General features: G+C 59.8%; 13 protein-coding genes and 1 pseudogene. 8 read left to right on the plus strand and 6 right to left on the minus strand.

The genetic code is table 11. From position 1 onward, the window contains the following. Window positions 1–3 precede the first annotated feature (3 nt). The 7 genes from ACFWEM_RS32630 (at window position 4) to ACFWEM_RS32660 (ending at window position 6,408) form a co-directional block, all read left to right on the plus strand. Window positions 4–957, plus strand: coding sequence for an AraC family transcriptional regulator (locus tag ACFWEM_RS32630; protein ID WP_378539790.1), 954 nt, complete (start codon window positions 4–6; stop codon window positions 955–957). Between the two features lie 134 nt (window positions 958–1,091). Further along, on the plus strand, window positions 1,092–1,928 hold the full coding sequence (locus ACFWEM_RS32635; RefSeq protein ID WP_378539791.1) for an SDR family oxidoreductase: 837 nt from the start codon (window positions 1,092–1,094) through the stop codon (window positions 1,926–1,928). 57 nt (window positions 1,929–1,985) lie between these two features. Then, window positions 1,986–3,203, plus strand: a complete 1,218-nt coding sequence (locus ACFWEM_RS32640) for an acetyl-CoA C-acetyltransferase (protein WP_378539792.1) — start codon at window positions 1,986–1,988, stop codon at window positions 3,201–3,203. A gap of 45 nt (window positions 3,204–3,248) precedes the next feature. Beyond that, window positions 3,249–4,022 carry a 3-oxoacyl-ACP reductase FabG gene (fabG, locus tag ACFWEM_RS32645; protein WP_208722177.1) on the plus strand — a complete coding sequence of 258 codons (774 nt, stop codon included), beginning with the start codon at window positions 3,249–3,251 and terminating at the stop codon, window positions 4,020–4,022. After that, a complete protein-coding gene (locus ACFWEM_RS32650) occupies window positions 4,019–4,474 on the plus strand; it encodes a MaoC family dehydratase (RefSeq protein ID WP_081558982.1) in 456 nt (151 codons plus the stop codon). The genes fabG and ACFWEM_RS32650 overlap by 4 nt, the downstream gene beginning before the upstream one ends. Window positions 4,475–5,717: 1,243 nt before the next feature. Further along, on the plus strand, window positions 5,718–5,981 hold the full coding sequence (locus ACFWEM_RS32655; RefSeq protein ID WP_378539793.1) for a hypothetical protein: 264 nt from the start codon (window positions 5,718–5,720) through the stop codon (window positions 5,979–5,981). 178 nt (window positions 5,982–6,159) lie between these two features. After that, the gene (locus ACFWEM_RS32660) at window positions 6,160–6,408 is read left to right on the plus strand and encodes a hypothetical protein (RefSeq protein ID WP_378539794.1); all 249 of its coding nucleotides are present in this window, start codon (window positions 6,160–6,162) and stop codon (window positions 6,406–6,408) included. An 85-nt stretch (window positions 6,409–6,493) separates the two neighbouring features. On the opposite strand, the gene ACFWEM_RS32665 is transcribed toward ACFWEM_RS32660, so the two are convergent. The 3 genes from ACFWEM_RS32665 to ACFWEM_RS32675 all read right to left on the minus strand — a co-directional run bounded on the left by ACFWEM_RS32665 (window position 6,494) and on the right by ACFWEM_RS32675 (window position 10,973). Beyond that, window positions 6,494–6,853, minus strand: coding sequence for an Lsr2 family protein (locus tag ACFWEM_RS32665; RefSeq protein WP_378539795.1), 360 nt, complete (start codon window positions 6,851–6,853; stop codon window positions 6,494–6,496). A 1,202-nt stretch (window positions 6,854–8,055) separates the two neighbouring features. Continuing rightward, a complete protein-coding gene (locus ACFWEM_RS32670; RefSeq protein WP_378539796.1) occupies window positions 8,056–9,390 on the minus strand; it encodes a hypothetical protein in 1,335 nt (444 codons plus the stop codon). Between the two features lie 164 nt (window positions 9,391–9,554). Continuing rightward, window positions 9,555–10,973, minus strand: coding sequence for a wax ester/triacylglycerol synthase domain-containing protein (locus ACFWEM_RS32675; RefSeq protein ID WP_378539797.1), 1,419 nt, complete (start codon window positions 10,971–10,973; stop codon window positions 9,555–9,557). Window positions 10,974–11,537: 564 nt separating this feature from the next. Between ACFWEM_RS32675 and ACFWEM_RS32680 the strand changes: the two are divergent. Further along, window positions 11,538–11,801 (plus strand): annotated as a pseudogene (locus ACFWEM_RS32680) (transposase); the annotation flags it as partial. Window positions 11,802–12,463: 662 nt separating this feature from the next. Here ACFWEM_RS32680 and ACFWEM_RS32685 read toward each other — a convergent pair. The 3 genes from ACFWEM_RS32685 to ACFWEM_RS32695 form a co-directional block, all read right to left on the minus strand. Next, window positions 12,464–12,682 carry a hypothetical protein gene (locus ACFWEM_RS32685; RefSeq protein WP_378539798.1) on the minus strand — a complete coding sequence of 73 codons (219 nt, stop codon included), beginning with the start codon at window positions 12,680–12,682 and terminating at the stop codon, window positions 12,464–12,466. Window positions 12,683–12,777: 95 nt separating this feature from the next. Beyond that, window positions 12,778–13,329: an amino acid synthesis family protein gene (locus ACFWEM_RS32690; protein WP_378539799.1), complete on the minus strand. Its 552-nt coding sequence runs from the start codon at window positions 13,327–13,329 to the stop codon at window positions 12,778–12,780. Continuing rightward, a complete protein-coding gene (locus ACFWEM_RS32695; RefSeq protein ID WP_378539800.1) occupies window positions 13,326–13,964 on the minus strand; it encodes an amino acid synthesis family protein in 639 nt (212 codons plus the stop codon). The genes ACFWEM_RS32690 and ACFWEM_RS32695 overlap by 4 nt, the downstream gene beginning before the upstream one ends. Window positions 13,965–14,683 lie beyond the last annotated feature (719 nt).

Below are 14,683 nucleotides of genomic sequence, written 5' to 3' on the forward strand. Positions count from 1 at the left end.
GGTGTGACCTTGTATTTTGTCGATACGTTGCGCAGTAACGAGTACGGCCAGCGCGAGCGTGGCGATTGGTGGCGCGATCAAGTTTCGTCGATCCATTGTCCGATGTCCTTCTCCCTCGCTGACAACTACCAGGGGACACTCGAGCATCAGCATTCGGATACGTACCAGTTGATCCGCTGGTGGGGTGAAGCAGAGGTCCTCTCTCGTACCTCAGCCGACATTCGTCGGCATCCTCACGGTGCGTACGAACTACTCATCCCGATCCGGGGCGAAGTAATCCTCGAGCAGGATCGTCGGACAGCCGCGATCAATCCTGCGGTCATGGCGCTCACCTCGTTGGACACCGTGACGGATCTGCGTCACGGTGATGGTTTCTCCTCTGTTGCATTCGTGATTCCACGTGATCGGCTCGACGCGCGCGTGCCAGCAGTGCCACGTGCAGGCACCACCCTCGACGCGACATCTGGACTGGGCCGCATCATTGTCGACGTTGTCACCAGTCTGCGCAGAGAGCGAAATGAGCTCACAGGTAGTCAGTTCGACGCGATCGCCGACCGAATCGTCGATCTCGTCGCGCTCGCCTACAACGCCGACACGACCACGCCTGCCGTGGCTGTTCAGGAAGGGTTGGTCACCTCGATCCGGCGCTTTGTTCGAGAGAACGCGCACGATCCGAACCTCACCGGAGCCGTGGTCGCAAGGCGCCTCGGGTGGTCGCTCCGGCACGTTCAGGCCCAACTGCAGCGGATCGGAACGAGCCCGTCGGACCTCATCCGGGAGGAGCGTTTGGCGTTGGCCCGGCTGCGGCTTCAGGACCGTGGCTGGAGCCACCAGAGTGTGACTCAGGTGGCGTACTCTTCCGGATTCGGTGACCTCAGCACGTTCAGCAATGCATATCGGCGAAGCTTCGGTGAGCGCCCGTCCGACACACGTTCTGCAGCATCCGACGTCGAGTGAAACAGTGACCCGCGTGCTAGCTCGGGTATGACACCTGAGCCTGCCCACGGATTGCTCATGGGCGATGCGCGTCCAGCAAGTGGAGTGCGTTGTCCCCCAAGCGATGACGGCGATCCAGCCTTAGCGTTGATAACATGACTACTACAACCGACCCCGAGGCGTATCCGGCACTAAACTCCCTCTTTTCCGTTGCAGGGAAAACTGCTGTCGTGACCGGCGGCTCACGAGGAATTGGCGCTATGATCGCTCGCGGCCTGGCGTTGGGCGGCGCCCACGTTGTCATCACCAGCCGAAAAGAAGAGCAGTGCCGCGCGACAGCCGAAGCGATCAACGCTGAGGCAGACGCTGCGGGAACGGCAGGACGATGCACGCCCGTCGCCAGTGATCTGTCGTCGAGGGAAGGGGTGAGCGGGCTGGTCAGCTGGCTCTACGAGCACCTGACAAGCGTCGACATCCTGGTCAACAATGCCGGGGCAACGTGGGGTGCACCGCTTGAAGAGTTTCCCCTCATCGGTTGGACAAAGGTACTCAACACCAACCTCGTCGCCCCGTTCTATGTGATTACCGGAACACTGCCGCTTCTGCGTAAAGCTTCCAGTCCCGACCGACCCGCTCGTGTGATCAACATCGGCAGTGTGGATGCTTTGGCCACGCCGAGCTGGGACAACTACTCGTACAGTGCGAGCAAAGCCGGGTTGCACATGCTCACCCGCCATTTAGCCAAGCAATTGGCGTCCGACGAAATCACCGTCAACGCCATCTCACCCGGCCCCATCTTGACGGACATGCTCGGACACGTCGCGGCGGATCCTGAGGTGGAGGCGGACCTTCTCGAGCGTGTCCCGCTCGGCCGGTACGGGCAAGCCGACGACCTGATAGGCACTGTCCAGTTCCTAGCCTCCCGGGCTGGCTCCTATCTGACCGGCACCATAATTCCGCTCGACGGCGGAATCTCGGGCTGCGCAGGGTGAACGAGAACCCACCAGCCTTCCTTCACTACACAGCAATCACCGATTCGAGGCACAATTATGTCTGAAGCTGTCATCGTCGCCACTGCCCGTTCGCCGATCGGAAAAGCAAACAAAGGCTCATTGAAGGACATTCGCCCCGATGACCTCACCGTCCAAATGGTCACCGCCGCGTTGGCGAAGGTGCCGGCCCTCGATCCACGCGATATCGACGACCTCATGCTCGGCGTCGGTCAACCATCCGGTGAAGCCGGCAACAACCTCGCCCGCGCGGTCGCAGTACTCGCAGGCTTCGACCGCGTCCCGGGCACCACGGTCAATCGATTCTGTGCTGCCAGCCTACAAACGACACGAATGGCCTTCCATGCCATTCGGGCTGGGGAAGGCGACGTCTTCATCTCTGCTGGCGTCGAAACCATCAGCCGCTACCTGCCAGGTGCTGCGGACGGTCTCCCTGCCAGCGCCAATCCGGCCCTCGCCGCAGCCCAAGCCCGCACCGAACGATTCTCCGCCGGCTGCCAGAGGTGGACCGACCCGCGCGAGGACGGGCTACTGCCGGACGTCTACATCGCCATGGGACAGACAGCGGAGAACGTTGCCCAACTCAAAGGAATTTCCCGAGCCGAACAGGACGCCTTCGGAGTACGAAGCCACAACCTCACCGAGAAGGCACTCTCGAATGGTTTCTGGGAGCGCGACATCACCCCGGTCACACTTCCCGACGGCCGCGTGATCAACACCGACGACGGACCGCGTACCGGCGTCACGCTCGAATCGATCTCCGCCATGAACCCGGTCTTTCGGCCCGACGGAACAGTCACCGCCGCCAACTGCTGTTCACTCAACGACGGCGCCGCATCCCTGGTGATCATGTCTGATCAGAAGGCGAAAGAACTCGGAATCGCCCCTCTCGCACGCATCGTCAGTACCGGGGTCACCGGACTGTCACCCGAGATCATGGGCCTCGGACCAGTCGAGGCGTCACGCCAAGCACTTGCCCGCGCCGGCCTCGGTATCGGCGACATCGACCTCGTCGAAATCAACGAGGCCTTCGCCGCCCAGGTCATCCCCTCGGCCCGCGAACTCGGCATCGACGAGGATCGACTGAACGTCAACGGCGGGGCCATCGCCATCGGCCACCCATTCGGCATGACCGGGGCACGAATCACCAGCACCCTCATCAACTCACTACAGACACACGACAAGCAGTTCGGCCTCGAAACCATGTGCGTAGGAGGAGGACAAGGCATGGCACTGATCCTCGAACGGCTCTCCTGACCCGAAATCGCTTCTCACCCGACCTTTGAAAGGAACCCCACTTTCGTGATCCCCTCATCTCACCCCGGACACCGCCGCATCGCAATCGTCACCGGCGCCGCACGGGGAATCGGAGCCGCCGTCGCACAACGACTCGCAGCAGACGGCCACGCTGTCGCCGTCCTCGACCTCGACGAAGACACCTGCCAGAACGTGGTCGACACCATCACCCGGGCCGGAGGTACTGCACTTGCCGTCGGCGCAGACGTTTCCAACGGAACCGCAGTAGAAAAAGCTGTGGACAAGATCGCCGCAAAGCTCGGCGCACCAACCGTTCTCGTCAACAATGCCGGCGTCACCCGCGACAATCTCCTATTCAAAATGACTGCTGCAGAATGGGATACAGTCATGGACGTGCACTTACGTGGCTCGTTTCTGATGACCAGAGAAGTCCAGGGACACATGACTGAGGCCGGCTTCGGACGAATCATCAACCTGTCGAGCGTGTCAGCGCTCGGAAATCGAGGGCAAGCAAACTACGCCGCAGCCAAAGCTGGGCTCCAAGGATTCACCAAGACTGTGGCCCTCGAACTCGGAAAATTCGGCATCACAGCCAACGCGGTTGCTCCCGGCTTCATCGAGACCGAGATGACAGCGGCAACGGCAGCGCGCATGGGAATGAAATTTCATGAACTCAAAACGAGAGCAGCCGCCGATATCCCCGTCGCCCGAGTCGGGGTCCCCGACGACATCGCCCATGCAGTGTCATTTCTCGCCAGCGAGGGAGCCGGATTTGTCTCCGGGCAGATTCTCTACGTTGCCGGAGGACCCAAAGCATGAAGACACTCAACGGAATCGACGAACTACGCGCCGCGGCGAACACCCGGATCGGATACTCGTCCTGGCACACCCTCACCCAGGAGAAAATCGTCGCATTCGCCGATGCGACGGGCGACCACCAGTGGATCCATGTGGATCCATCAAGGGCTGCTGACGGACCGTTCGGAACCACCATCGCCCACGGGCATCTGCTGACCTCGATGATCCCGATGCTTGTATGGGAGGTCTACACCGTCGACGGCGTCCGAATGGGCATCAACTACGGATCGAACAAGATTCGATTCCCATCGCCCGTACCTGTCGGCTCACGGATTCGAGCTGCAGTAGACATCAAAGATGTCGACACCGTTCCCTCGGGCGTCCAAGTTGTCACGGCCGTGACAATAGGACGCGAAAATGCGGACAAGCCGGTTTGCATCGCCGAGATCGTCAGCATCTACGTACCGAGTTAGATGTTGCGGGCGTGGACGCGAATGACACGGGAATGACGTAGACGTGCCCTGCCCTCGGCGCGCGGCTTGACTTTGCGACACAACGGTTCTCCACCACCAAGGACCAGCCCTGCGAAACACCCACATTGTTCGATGACGGTGGAGGAGGCGGCGACTCGTCGAACTATGCTTAACCGTCCGATAGCGCAGGTGCCCGGAACGCGAACCTTATCGAGCAAACCGGAGACGCGCTCCAACCGGCCCGGGACGGAAGGTCCTCACCGACGCCTGAACACAGATCGAAAAGCAGCGCCTGGCACGGCCTTCCTCATCGAACCTGACGGAACCCATCCGTGACCACTGCCCTTGGTCCTGCGATAACGACTACTGCACCGTCGGCATTCGCAGAAAACCTTGTCGAGCACCACATGTCGTGTACACGAACAGCATCTGTGAGATCGGTGCGACCGCCGTTCGGGATGACCCGTGCCGCTAGGCATCCTGCCTCTCACCCGACTCTCGACGTGACAGCAACCCAATAGCAGTGACGGAGAGACGCCTTGCCGGGTCGTCAATGATTTCCCCGGGCTTCGGTGACCGGCACCGCAGCGATGGAGAGGTTCATGGCAACGACGAAGCAGAAACTCGGTTGGGGACTAGGCACAGTGTTGGTGCTGGCCATGCTCGGCAGTTGCATCAACGACGACGGTCCAACGACAAACTCGATCGCAGCGCACACGACCTCCGCTCAAGCGTCGCCCACGACAACCTCTGCGGTACCGATTCCGGTACGAAAGAGAGTCGAATGGGAAGGCACAGTCCTCGACTACGACGCAGCCGGATCCGGCGCAGGCCTCTACATCGACATCGACGGAGAACGAACCCGCGTCGACATCAACCACGTCGGCGCAGTGAACTGCGGCGGCTACACCGCCTCCGACTCGAATCGCGCGGTGGAGCGGCAGCGGTTGACCGAACTTGCACCGATCGGCACCGCCGTATGGGTCGTGCGTTCCATGCCCCTCACACCTGGCGGATACGTGTACATAACAGGGTCAGCCGACACCGCCGCTGCCCTATCGACTGCGAACACTTCCGCCGATACTGAAATCCTGCTCAACGAAGTACTTCTCGCCGAGGTCCTGGGCACCCTGGATATGCCGGGCATCAACCTATCCGTCCTGTCCACGACATCACTCGATCAACAGCTCACGACAGCCCGCCAATCCAACAACGCAGCCCCGAATTCGCTACGGTGGCCGGCATGTTCACCGCATACCAGAACGCATGGGACAACCGCACCGGATTGCAAGCGCAATACCGAGCCGACGACGATACCGCGATCATCAAAGCCGAACAGAAAACCGAACTCGACCGACTCCGGGCAGGCCCCGACGGGGTCCTCTACACCAGCGACGACGACACCACGACATACACATTCGACGACAACGGAAACATCTACATCGACACCCCAACCACTTACACCAACAGTGGCGGCGGTGGGTTCTGCCGTAGCCGCTGGTGCTGACATCACCGATCCATAGAAAAGATCTCGAAACCCTTGTCCAGGAACAGGGAGTTCGGGTGAGCGACTGGTCTATAGACATTAACTGGACACTCACGGAAACGCCCTTCGAAGCAGCACCAGTCCCCGGACATGACAATCCCATCCCCGGCATTCACGATCTTCTGTCAAAATCAGACCCATGTCCGATTCCGGAGCTAACCCGACTGATTCCATCGCGGTCGGTTCGTGGGTCACCGTGATCCCGACTGCCGGATCACGGTCCAGTGAAACCGAGCCGCAAGTCCGGCTCGTGATCGAGGACTACGCCGACACCGTCATCGACAACGCTGATCTGGGGCGGGATTGGGCACCGGTGCTGCGGTGGGCGATAGCCCTCGACGACCGCCATCTGGTTTTCGCCGCCGAGGACGGCCTCGAGCTCGCCTGAATCTTTCCGCCTCGTCGAAGAGAACCATGAGATACAGGTGCGTTACGGGCCGACTATCAGTGAGAAAACATTCTGCCCACCAGTCTCAGTGTGCGGCGTCGAACGCATCGATGACGTCGGCTTTGATTCGCCCACGCGGAGAAACATCGAAGCCGTTCTTGTCGGCCCACTCCCGGATCGCGTGCAGTTGCTCCGCTGACCGACCAGACCCTGATGCCTTGCGTGCGGTCGAGATTGTCGTACGCGCTTTACCTGCCGCAGAGACCTTCTCTGCCGACTTGATGTACGGGGCGAACGCTGCTTCGATCTTGTCGGCATTGGCAGGGCGTAGATCGATCCGATAGTCCACACCCTGGTAAGAGAAAGCGACCTGATGGCCCAATCCGGTGTCGATGGGTTTTCCGTCGAGATCGTCGATGAGTTGGCGAATCACTATTTCGGCCACAGAAGTCCTCTTCGTTGGTTTGCTGAATGAGTATGGCGTTCATGTTATCTGCAGTATCAGAAAGTCGCGCCGTCGCTACCGACCACGGTCACCCGTGCAGTATTGCGTCCGCTCGGGTGTCGAGCCGCCGGGGCGCCGGCGATAACCACGTAGTCGTCGACGCTCTCTTTCGTCCCGCTCGTGGGATACCCGCCGACATGGTCGGGGCGTAGGCGGTGAACACGAACCGTGCACTGCCCCAGCGATTGGGTCCACTACCGCGAGAATGTCGGGTGCACTCAAGGCCGCGCTGCACTGTGCACATGTCAGTGCCGCCGGAAGGGTACGGCGACGAGGCCACCTTGCTAGCTCGCCGCGAATCTGGAACGAGTGGCGCCGTAATCGTCTCGATCCCGGGTAACGGTTTCTTCCTGGCGCGAGCCGGGACACCTTCACTCACTTGGTAACCCTCAGAATCTCGCACCCAAAATTGAGGACCGAACCAGCCACATCAAGCGACCTGGTCACCAGGCTCAGCGGTGATGTGTCTTCGAATTTCGGTCCGTATGTTCGGCTTTCAGCCACGCCCAGTCTTTGCTCAGCCAGCCAGCAGAAAGGGCACGAGAGAGGTTGCTGTCATCGGGAACGGATACGTTCCCTGCGCGTCGGCGGTCGATTCAATTGCCCCGTTCGGGGTCCTTGTATGATGACGGAGGAACACCGCAACCCCTTAGGCTCCGATCCTCACTTGGTAGTTCCCTGAATCCGCGGCCACGGCGACCAGGGACCTGAACCACGGGAGGGAATGTCACAGGGCCGCATCGTCTCCGGACTGTGAAAGGGACCGTCGACACGGAGCCATTTCCCCGCATCCGAGGAGACATAGACCGCGCGCTAACCCCGCCCAATCGCGCTTTCCGACTGGACAACTCGGGGCGTATGACCGGCTTTACCGAATGCGCCGGTGACCGGGGGGCACGCCAAACGGTGGATGCAGCAGCTGAGAAATGACCGCACGCCGGAGCAACAATGCACCGGAAATCACCGAGATGGTAAATATCGCGAACCGCTTCAAGGATCCTCCGCTCAGGGCGGTCCAGCAACCTCAGATGCCGTAACCGAAGAGAAGATTACTACACTCATGCTGTGAGGTTACTGCCAGTTCTCCCTCAGGATCCTTTCAGTTCAAAATCATAGAACTGGAATACTTCTCGGTGCGTTGCTCAGTCTTCGCGAGAACGGTGCTGTCGATCAGCTGCACCGAGGTCGGCAACGGCTGCGACGAGCCTGTCGAGGAAAGCCCGTAGATCAACGAATAGGCCGGGTCTGGCGGCGACTGTTGCCGTCACCCTGTCGCCGAACCCGACGAATGTGACAGTGAATCTGTCACTCGGGCGAAGCGTGGGAATCGACATCGCGAAACTCGGCGGCGTACCGCACACATGCGCGCAACTCACGGGCGCCTGGTAACTCGTCAACTTGAACCTGTCGACCGCGTCGTACATCAGCGTATTGTGTTCGGACGCGGCGTTCTTGGCGATAGCTCGCACCACGAACGCCGGCGCGCCGTCGAGCAGCGCAAGACGCGCGCCGGCCGCGATATTGCGCGCCGTCTCGATTTCGGCCTTCAATAATTCTCGGATCTGGAAGGCCGCAGCGCTCGGAGTGCCCGTGCTGTCGGGCAACTCAACGACAATGTTGACAAGATTGTTCACCGTCCGAGGATTCAACCCGGGTGGGGCTGCGATCGGCACTTCACCCCGGTAGGAGCGGCCCTCGATACGGGGAAGTGCGAACGCTACCGCTGTCAGCGCGGTTTCGGTTACCGTCATCCCGAGCGGCTTGAGGTCCTGCCGATCGAAAATGACTGTGTCGATACCGCTCGGCCCGTCGTCCACTCGCGAGTGCGGGGACTGCCCGGGGCGATTATGTCGTGAGTCGTGCGCCATCTCCCGAGGTAGACGAAACAACCTCCAGTACGTCCGCGCGAGCCGACCTGGTATGCCGACGACTGCCATCGCTGCATGCATCCACGACGGATCACGGCGCAGAGGTCGAGCTCGAGCCGATGAACTCCCGCCGCCACCCAAAAGCTCCTGCAGGATCCGCGCAGCCCCCCGGCCATCCGCTATTGCGTGATTTACCTGCAATGCAACAAGTGTCGCGGTTCCGCTGTCCGTCGGCGCGCTCTCAATATTCCGGAACACGTGCACCTTCATGCACTGCGTGAAGGGGTCGACTTTGCAACACGCCACAAAAGATAACTCCGCCAGCGCCTCTTCCCACGTCGCACTCGAACGCAACTCGACGATGGCCGAATCCGACCAGCGTTGCGAACGGACACGATACGGAAACCCGGCCTTTAATCGATCGTGTGCAAGACGAAAAGGAAGCGCGCCCATGCGCTCGATGTTGCGACGAATCTGATCGCGAATTGTTTCGAGCGACGGAGATTCACCGTCGATGTCGAAAACCAGAGCACTCACGATATCCGGGCATGCATTATCAAGTAGGAACGCATCCGCGGCCGACAATCGGGCCAGGCTGGCCGTCTTCATGAACCTGTTTCGCCGCAGCCAAAGACACATTGTGGTTGATTTCCCTCCACCGACACCTGTTCGGTTCTCAACTGTCGTCGACACCCATCAAATGGGAGCCCCTTCGAGACAGGCCGATCAGTGACAGAACGGTTGCGCTGCACACGCAACTACCACCACTGCTCCTACTGCACGGACGACTCCGCCGCGACCGCGGAAGCGGCAGTGCGGATGTCATTCCAGGCGACCTCGAGTAACTCGCGGTATCGTTCGACGTCAGGGAACAGGTCGGGATCGACAGTGATATTGATCGTCGCACTGTCGCCGAGTGTGTCGATCGTGTGACCCACACCTGCGATTCCTTCCAAACTGATCACCCCGAAACATCCCGCCGCTTGTGCATCCCCGAGACGCCAATCGCCCTCACCCTTGGGAACGCTGGAGATCGAAGTGTGAAAAAAAGTGACGGGATTGCTGTGTTGGCGTCGCCCGATCAACGCGACGGATTTCTTGAAGACGAACCCCGGAACCGAAGCCAACGCGCTGAAAATCAGCATGTTTCCCGGACTCTTGGCCGCCGCGATGGAGTTGACAGCGGAATCGTGAATCAAGCGCACTCGTTCGATCGGATCTGATACGTCGGTATGAAGATCTACACCGCACACGACGAACTGGTTACGCGCGGTTTTCGCGGGCCCGAGACCCCGTATCGACACGGGAACGGTCCCGCCGAGCGAATACGGCGTACTCCACTCTCGTTCACTGAGGTAGTACGACAGTCCGAGCGAGACAATCGCAAGAAAGATGTCGTTGATGGTGACATTTCCGAGCACATATCTGACCTTCTTCACCTCCGGAAAGGAGAGGAACATGCAGTCAAATCGCCGGTGTTCTCCCAAGGCACCCGTAAAGGGGGCCGCGAAGGAGGCATGCGCGCCGCGGGTGTAGTCGCCGCGGGCAATCTCTTCCCGGACACGCCGCTTACCGACCGCGATCGTGCGCAGGCTCCACAGGAATCTCACCAGAAGCCACGGCACGCTCACCGCTGCCCGCACTGCGAGGGCGACAGCAGACGGGACCGGTTCGACCGCCGGGGACACGGCAACCTTCACTTGTGTCGGAACCGAAGAAAAAAGGTGCTTGACTACGCGCACACTTTCCTGACCATCCGCGATCGAATGATGAAACTGCATCATCACGACAGTCGCCGAATCGGAACGACCCATGACACCACGAACGCCCTGCGCGATGTGTATCCGCCACTGCGGATGCTCCGCATCCATTCTCCGAGAAATCAATTCAGGCACCACATCACGCAGACTGTCCCAATCGGCGACGTCATGGAAGAGCAAGTGCCTGCCGATGTCGAACTCCACGTCCCGACACAACCGCGGAACTGCAAGATCGAAAGGAACTCGTATCACCCGATCACGCAACGTCGGAAGCCCATCGAGCCTTTCCGACAACCACTTCACGATGTCCTCCCGCCCCGGAGCCGGGGCGCCGGCTTCAGTCGGGAAGAACACAAAACTCGTCAAAAAAGATTGCGTGACATTCTCTCGTTCCAGATAGAAAAACAGCGCATCACGCGCATCCATGCGCATTCACTGTCCTCCGACAACCCGGCGCGCAGGCACCTCATACGGACCAGCCGCCGAGACAGCGGCGGCGCACGTCGTACCCGACCACCCGATGGGCCTATGGCCAATCGGCGTTCCGAAAAGGCCACCCGATAAAAGGTGCGAAATCAAATATCTGCGAAACAACAAGCCGAGACCGAACCAAACCACGACTAGATAAACAAAGGATTTCACTGAATTCTCCAAACACGTTCGCTGCGGCCGACGCACAAGGAACGTCATCGAAGAGCAGCGAAAAAAGTTGATGCTACAACCAGCTAGGGCAAAGGCATGCTACGCCCACCATGCCGCCGCATACCAGTCTTCTACCGGTCACAGTTACTTCAGTCATGAAACGACCCGGCACCTCATAGAAAGCAACGGCCGATTCCACACAAAGCTCGTGACTCAACCCAACAACCGACATAGTGCATCGAACGCAGACCAAGCACTTAGTTTTGGTAACGACCACCCGGTTGTATCGACTATCACGGGCTCGGTATTGCTTGTCGCCATCACAATGGATTACGCGTGAACGACGGTCGAAAGGCCCGTGATGTCGCCACCACCGAAGTCCTGGGAATGCCCGTGTACTTCTGCGATTCCCGATCACCGTGGCAACGCGGTTGCAACGAGAGCGCCAATGGTTTACTGCGGGACTACTTTCCCAAAGGCGTCAGCCTCGCACACCATCTACGCGAGCACCTACTCGCAGCCGAAGACGAACTCAACAACCGGCCCCGCATGGTTCTCCAAGACCGTTGCCCGGCAGATCTATTACTATTCTCTCCTCGCCGCCGTGTGGCTGATCGTTGCTTTGATCGCAGGTGTTGCGCTCGTGGAGACGAACCGCGCACATTTCGTCCCCACCACCCCCCGTTGTAGTGGCCAGCTCTGTCACCGCCGGCGCGACCGGAGGGAACAAAGCCGCCCCCACCGAGCAGCTAGGACAATCGGTGACGGTCACAGGTGCCGACGACTGCGCCTCACACCCGACCTACCCGTGCCTGGATGCGTTCACCTACGCCCACACTGGCGTCATCCCTGCCGCAACAGGCATCACCCGACCGAATGGGCGGTCAGCACAACTGCGCCCGCCTGGGTGAAACGCGGACTACCTGGCCTGCGGATCCTGGCGTGGATCTTCACCGCGATTCTTCTCGCCGGAGTTACCGGGCTACTACGGTAAAGCTGGTGACCAGACCGACGCCTCCTCAGATATTCGGCACGAACGTGTTCCCGTACCGAACCGAGTTGATCACAGCACAACGAGAGCTCTGACCGATCTTCCCGAACCAGATACATGCCCGGTGTCAGTCCGTATCTCGGCAGCCAATCACGAAACCCTGCAAGGGTCAGGTTTGAGCGGACGGCGGCAGGGCACCGCATCGCTAGTTGCATGAGACACGGACGTTAGTTGCGCGGTGCCGGCGGTACGCAGCGGCGGTGATAATTTCAGTGAACATTCCAGACTTCTACAGAGTACGTCGTTGCTGCTCGCGGGTGTATTCGCGGGAGTACAGCAGTTCTTCGGCGAGGATGCGGTCGTAACGCTCGGCTTTCCCATTATCTTTCGGGTACGCCTGGATGCGGTAGTGGCCAGCTTCGCGGAGTGAAGCGGTGAAATCAGCTGCCCGGTAGCATGATCCGTTGTCGATGATCACCGGCTCGATGCGTGGTCCGAAGTCCACCACGCCTAAGCACCTCCCCAAGGTGGCAGATGCACCACCGCCCCGAAACGCTTGACCACACCTGCCCCCCCAAATGGATAAGGTCATCGGTTGCTGGCTCACTCCTCCGTCGACAGTGCTGCCAGGCGTTGCTGCGGCCGCCCCTGAGCCGCGGCGGCCAACGCGATGATAATCTCGCCCTCATGCGGAGCGTCCGCGAGCCGAATCTCTATGGACTGGTGGTGCGATCGGATCGTCGCGTCGGTGATGTGCTTGAGCGGAATGTCGAAGGTGGCACCACTTCCGGCACGCTTCTCGACGGCGGGAAGAAGAGTTGTGGCATTTGCGGCCGAACGGAAATGGTCACCGAACTTGAGAGTATGGATCAGCGCCGATCCGTGCTCGATCTCACCAGCGAGTCCGACGATCGCTGCCTTACCGTAGGCTTGGGCCGAGGTACCGAGTGCAGCGAGTACCCGTGGCGCTAAGAGCGCCCCCAGATCTGACGCGGTGGCCTCGATCCCCTCGGAGAGGTCCTCTACAAAACCCTGTCCATACCAGGGGTTTTCGATCACAGCTGCAACCACAGCGATGCGGGCTGTTGGCTCCACGGGGCGGCCTCCCTCGACTAGAATCTCGTCGAGCAGCGTGAAAATCTTGCGAAGCTTCATCGGTACAGTTCCTCCAGATTGGCTGAGTTAACGGTCGGGTCGGTCGTGCGGTCGCCTACACGATGGTGTGGTCGCGGCCCGGTCGAGGCCGCGGCGAATATGGCGATCTCGTCGGCGCGCGGCACATCCGAAATGTGTGCGATCACCGTCTGATAGTGCGACCGCTGGGTTCCTTTTATCTTGTGGCACATCGGAATCAGAATCGGCGTTCCAGCCGGGGCTCGATCGTCCGAAAACGAGATCACAGCGCTACCATCGAAGAATTCTCGCAATAGATTCGCGTAATACGGGGTGTGCAACAACGCGGCACCATGCTCGATCTCACCGGCACTTCCCACAAGGGCTGCTTTGCCAAACGCCTCTATCCGCGTCGCGTCACCAACCTGCTCGAGAACCCTATCTGCAAGTAACTTCGCCAGCCTGGGTGCAACCTGCCGGGCTGGAGTCTGTAGGTCCGTGTCTGTTGGGGTTCCAATCCAAGGATTCCTGAGCACCGCAGCAGCCGTCACCCGTAGCGCGGCCTGAGCAGGGGTCGCTCCCCCTTCGGTCACATACTCATCCACTGATGTGACCAGCTTTCTGATCTGCCAGACCCCTGCCGTGGACGTTGGGTCAGCCTGGCGGGCAGTGCCCATTCCATCTCCTCCGAGATTTCCATACGGTATCGAAATCCGCATCCAACAACATCGTGCGGGCAACGCATGACGCTCGCACTTCCGACCATGCACCGCTTACAGACAACGCTGACATGGTCCTTTTCTTATTTCCACCTCAGGATTTCATCTCCGTCCCCTCAAAAAGTCCGTCCTCCCTCACTCGTTGCGCAAAGGACCACGTCAGTACGAACTCTTCAACTTTCAACCCGATACCTCGCCGCTGAACACTTAACAGAACAGCTGAATGTTCAGCAGTTTAAGTAGAGGAGTCACGCACTGTCAACAGAATTGCCCGGACAGACCCCTCCACCTCCTCTGAGAATGCCCGAATAACGGCGCGCAGTAGTCAAGTCAATGAGAGAGCTAACGGTCAATTGCCCCGAAACTCGAGCGCGAACATCGATGATGAAGCTAGGTCTCAAACCTTCAGCGGCGCTACGTTATTCGAAAACTTGCGGAATCGAGCGGAAACACAGCAGCCAACGTAATCCGGCGAGACACGAGGCAGCGAATGCGGCCTCATGATTCCGAGGCTGGTCAGCCGCCGCGTCACTAGACCCGAGGTCGTCGGTACGCCTGATCAACGTGGACCGCCTGCGGATCGGCGCCGTTCGGTTCAATTGACTCGCGACGAATTGTACTGACAATTTTACCCTTTCGCGAGTCGTGACGATCCAGGACGGGTTCCATCGGAAGTA

Origin of the sequence: Rhodococcus sp. NPDC060176 (assembly GCF_042728675.1) — a bacterium.
Classification (GTDB): Bacteria; Actinomycetota; Actinomycetes; order Mycobacteriales; family Mycobacteriaceae; genus Rhodococcus_F.